A 3153-nucleotide genomic window follows, 5' to 3' on the forward strand; every position below is an offset into this window, starting at 1 on the left:
ATTGTTTGGAAGAGAGAAGTGGTTAAAGCAGGAACTGTGGGGAGGCAGCTTTTGGAGTTCAGGTTATTATGTTGGGACGGTGGGCGAAAAAGGGAATTGGACTTCGGTGGAGACCTACGATTTAGAACAAGGCAAACCGAAAGAGGAATTGCGTCAGCTAAGATTATGGTAAAAATATTTCTTTTTCAGATACCCCGATGCTTGGAGGGTGTTGAAAAAAGGCTGAAAAACCAATTCGGTCTTTTTGGACAGGCAGCAATCTTTGAGCGTGGGCGAGACAGACAATATTTTAGATACAGGTTCATGAATGACGTAGATTCTAAGCCTTTACTAACTTTCCCGCAAATAATTGATGCCCCGTTCTGCTATGTTTGATCATTCTTTTTCCCCAATGAGCAGACGTGTAATATTTTATCTCTCAATCTTCGTTATAATTGCGATAGGTTTCCATGTTTTAAGTAGAGATGCTCCTACTGATATCGCACAATCATCTTCGTCAAGGAAGAGTTCGGAATCTGTCGGTTTGGAACAAAAAACGAGTTCAGAGGCCGAGGTGGATAAAAGTGATTTCGACTTAATTTTTGAAAATGAGACGAAGAATTCGAATTGGAATGATTTTGTAGATCAGCTTAAGGAACGGTCATCAGAGAAGTGGATTGTAGACTCACTGTTGGAATCATCCATGGTATCACTTTTGTACGATAAGCAAAGCGGAGCGTGGTTTCGATTAGAGGAATTTTATCGGGGCAGCGGCCAAGGAAACGAATTCGGATCCTTGATGATGGCAGACTCAGTTCTGGTCGATATCTCACTTGATAAAGCTATCGAGCTTTCACAATTGGAGTTCGATGTGGAAGTCGTTTCAGAGAACCTGGGCATTTACCTGGTAAATGTTCCAGGTTTCGAGGAGGTAGGTGCTTACGAAGATTTAGTTGATCGCTTGTCGAGGGTGATTCCAAGAAAATCGATAGAACCGAATTATATCTACGCTGCTTCGTCAGTGATTCCAAATGACGAGCAATATGATCCTTATCAATGGGCTTTTGCGGAGGTAGGTAAAAGTGTCATTTCTGCTCCTCAGACTTGGGAGATTCAACGGGAGGCATCAAACGTCAAAATTGCAATTCTCGATACCGGGATCGATATTGATCATCCCGATTTAATATCAAACCTATGGAACAATCCCGGAGAGATACCGGGAAACGGAATTGACGATGACAACAATGGTTTTGTTGACGACCTTCATGGCTACTCCTTTGTTTCTAACTCTGCCGATGTCGATGATGTCGATGGGCATGGGACCCACGTTGCGGGTATAGCCGCCGCTCAAGGGGATAATGGAATAGGCGTTTCCGGTGTGGCTTGGAGTGCCGATTTGGTGGCGGTAAAAGTACTGAATGACCAAGGTTTAGGTACCCTGGAAGGTGTTATTAAGGGTATTGAATACGCGAATACGATTGGCGCAAAGATTCTGAATATGAGTTTTGGCGGATCTCAAAGAAGCACCGGTATTGAAAAGGTTATAGGTCAGGTGCAGCTCGCGGGAGGTATTGCAGTGGTGGCCGCAGGCAATGAATTTGTTTCCCTGGACGAAAGCCCTAGCTATCCAGCTGCCTACAATAATCCGAATATTTTTTCGGTTACCGCTTCTGATAGAAACGGAATGATCGCCGGATTTGCCAACTACAGTGTTGATAAAGTCGATTTGGCAGCTCCCGGCACTGAAATCTACTCGACTATTCCCGTGGAAAAAGGTTCGTACGGTTTCAAGTCTGGCACATCTATGGCTGCACCTATGGTGTCAGGTGCACTCGCTTTGATCGAGGCACGATTTCCCAACGCCAATGCCCAGAGGAAAATCGAACTGATCATGGAGGGGCTGGATCGAGATAAAACCTGGGTTGATCTCAATCGCGGGGCGGGAAGCTTGAATCTTTATAATTCGATACAAGGTATCGTAACGGCTCCGTATTATGATTCATTCAGGGGTGCCTACGAATTGGATGCGGAAACGACTTCAGTCGTGCTCAATAATGTTGCATCAGGCAGAGAGATTGGTGAACCCCATCACAATGGGAGTGATTCGAATACTACCATATGGTTACGACTTGTGATGAGGGAAAATCGAGCAGTTTCCGTTTCTGCAAATGGAATTGGTTTCGACGTCGATATAGCAGTTTACACTGGCACCTCGGTAGATGGATTGTCTACCGTCAGCTCAGGAGATTCTGGAGGCTCAGCTTAGTTTGAATCGTTTCCCGGAGTGAATTACTGGCTAGCGATTTCTGGCAAGGAAAACGCCGAAGGTAAAATTCGGATTTCTTTGGAGGACTATCCAGTCAACGATGATTTTATTCATACAGCTGCGGTTGAAGCCACAGAGTTTAACTTGTCGGCATCGTATTCCGGAGCTACCAGAGAGACGGGAGAGCCTGTGCATGGTGGAGTCAGTTCGGATTGGTCACTATGGTGGACGCTTACTGCAGAGGAGACGGCCCGTATGCGTTTAGATACTGTCGGGTCAGGATTTGATACCGTATTGGCAGTATACCAGGGTTCATCTATCAGTGACCTGACGCAAGTCGCATTCAATGACGATGAGACACAACTATCATCTGATAGTGTTCTAGAATTCGATGCGACGAAAGGTGAAACCTACCATATTGTTGTGGGAGGTGATTCAAGTTCGGATGGCTCGATCAATTTAAGAGGAGGTATTGCTGCTCCTGCTGAAATTATTGAAGATCCAACCGATATACACCAGGCTCTGGGCGCATCGGCCACTTTTCGTGTTTCGATAGATCGCTTCGCTTTCGCAAGTTATCAGTGGTACAGAGATGGACTACTCATTCCAAACGGGACCTCGAATGCACTTCGCATACCACGAGTAGGTATTGGTGATCAGGCCTCCTACCATGTTGTAGTAACGAATCCCTTCGGCTCTCGCACATCCAATACGGTTGAGTTGAGACTTACTTACACATCCTCAAAGGTCGTTACAAATCCCTCTTCCCAATCCGTTGTTCTAGTGTAGTGCGTCAAGCAGTCTGTAACATATCAAGCTTTGCTCGAGCACGCTTTACTTTTTCCAGAATGTCCTTCGCGCTGGCGGTCCAGACGAAGGGTTTGGGGGCTGCGTTGTGTTGCTCAATG

The 3153-nt window shown here is 45.8% G+C and carries 4 protein-coding genes; 3 read left to right on the top strand and 1 reads right to left on the bottom strand.

Annotation, left to right across the window (positions count from 1 at the left end):
* The first annotated feature begins 1 nt into the window (after nt 1).
* From O3C43_25035 to O3C43_25045, 3 genes are all read left to right on the top strand, one after another.
* Nucleotides 2-172, top strand: a complete 171-nt coding sequence (locus O3C43_25035; protein ID MDA1069755.1) for a transposase — start codon at nt 2-4, stop codon at nt 170-172.
* 219 nt (nt 173-391) lie between these two features.
* Nucleotides 392-2245, top strand: coding sequence for a S8 family peptidase (locus O3C43_25040; GenBank protein MDA1069756.1), 1854 nt, complete (start codon nt 392-394; stop codon nt 2243-2245).
* Nucleotides 2246-2263: 18 nt separating this feature from the next.
* Complete coding sequence (locus tag O3C43_25045) at nt 2264-3034, top strand: hypothetical protein (protein MDA1069757.1); 771 nt, start codon at nt 2264-2266, stop codon at nt 3032-3034.
* Nucleotides 3035-3038: 4 nt separating this feature from the next.
* On the opposite strand, the gene O3C43_25050 is transcribed toward O3C43_25045, so the two are convergent.
* A partial coding sequence (locus O3C43_25050; GenBank protein ID MDA1069758.1) for an IS630 family transposase occupies nt 3039-3153 on the bottom strand: 115 nt, incomplete at its 5' end.

The sequence above is a fragment of the Verrucomicrobiota bacterium genome (assembly GCA_027622555.1).
Classification (GTDB): Bacteria; Verrucomicrobiota; Verrucomicrobiia; order Opitutales; family UBA2995; genus UBA2995.

What these genes read in the sequence shown, in the direction of transcription:
- O3C43_25040 (MDA1069756.1), top strand. Translation starts at nt 392, where the DNA reads ATGAGCAGACGTGTAATATTTTATCTCTCAATCTTCGTTATAATTGCG.